The 1,329-nt window shown below is 57.6% G+C and carries 1 protein-coding gene; it reads right to left on the bottom strand.

The genetic code is table 11. The annotated features are described in order from the left end of the window. Positions 1-6 precede the first annotated feature (6 nt). On the bottom strand, positions 7-1,206 hold the full coding sequence (locus H4J77_RS19475; RefSeq protein WP_182250114.1) for an ISL3 family transposase: 1,200 nt from the start codon (positions 1,204-1,206) through the stop codon (positions 7-9). Between the last annotated feature and the right edge of the window lie 123 nt (positions 1,207-1,329).

The following is a 1,329-nucleotide window of genomic DNA, read 5'->3' as shown; positions in this document are numbered from 1 at the left end:
GGTTCATCACGTATGTCCGGGGAACGCGGCCTTGATCTTCAGGAAGAAGTAATCGGTGTCGCGGTACCCATAGGCCATGCGCTTGATCACTTTGATCTTATTGTTGATCCCCTCAAGCTGGCCGGTATGCATCGGCCAACGCACCCTAGCCAGAATCCCTCTCCAGTAAGGCTTAAGCACTTCAGCGAAGTGCATCAAAGCCGGAATGCCGCTCTCAGCAGCATGGGCATGCCATTGCTGCCACCGTCTTCGCCATTCCCAAGCGTCAGGTGCTGTCCAGAGCGAGCGTAGACTTTCCTTCATCACGTGAACCGTCATGATGGGCTGGTTCGCTTGCAGCACTTCATCAAGCCGAACCTGCTCGCGCTCGTTGAGCGAGGCTGGATTACGAAGCAGCAGCCAGTGAGCCTGCTTCACCACCCGTCGTGCGGGGCGGTCGTGGCGTAGCTGATTGGCGGCGTCCACTCGCACGCGACTGATGACCTCCCGGCCATACTTGGCAATGACATGGAACAGATCGTAAACCACACGTGCGCGGGGGCATCGAGCTCGAACCTCGAGATCGAAAGCGGTATTCATATCCATGGCCACCGCTTCGATACGGGCGCAGCCTTCTGGTCCAAGCTGTTCAAAAAAGGGCCGAATGGCCCGGCGGCTGCGGTCCTGGGCCACGTATAGAACCCGACGTGTATCGGCATCGAGGATCACACTGGCGTAGCGATGCCCCTTAAATAGGGCGAACTCATCCATGATTAGGCGGCGCGGTTGGGCCGTCGGAAGTGATGCCACAAGGGACTGGAGACGCTGATGATCCAGGCGTCTGACCGTGCTCCAATGCAGACCAAACATGTCTGCCACGTGCGCCACCGGTAACCGAGCGCAGCATTCTGCAGCCGCCTGAGCCAGCCGCTTAGTCAGGCGCGCGTGTTTATCAAGCCAGCTCACCTGTTGCAGGCAGTGCCCGCAGTCAGGGCATTCCAGGCGATACAGAATCAGATCGAGAATAACGGGATGACCGAGCATGGGAAGGTCGCGTACGCGACGTCTAACTCGCTCATGTATCTGGCGGCAAGGCTTGGCGCAGCCACCGCAGGTAAGTGATGAGTCATCAGGAGTCAGCGAAACGCAGACGTGGCCGTCGAGAAGTTGTAAATCGAGGACGTAGAAGTCCTTCCAGAACGGCAGCCAATCGGTATGATCAAGCATGAGGCGGTGCTCTCGGATTATGGTGTTGGTCGCACAACCATCATGACCGAGATGTCACCGCCTCACCTCATTCCAGAAACGAAAAGTCCGGGTTGCCCCGGACTTCCGTGAAGAACCTTTTTT

Source organism: Pseudomonas sp. 5Ae-yellow (assembly GCF_014077575.1).
GTDB lineage: Bacteria > Pseudomonadota > Gammaproteobacteria > Pseudomonadales > Pseudomonadaceae > Halopseudomonas > Halopseudomonas neustonica.
Note: the sequence above shows the minus strand (reverse complement) of the source record. Positions and strands in the feature narration are given on the sequence as shown.

Bases quoted from the DNA above. Each gene is read 5' to 3' on its own strand.
- H4J77_RS19475 (WP_182250114.1), bottom strand. From the start codon at position 1,206: ATGCTTGATCATACCGATTGGCTGCCGTTCTGGAAGGACTTCTACGTC.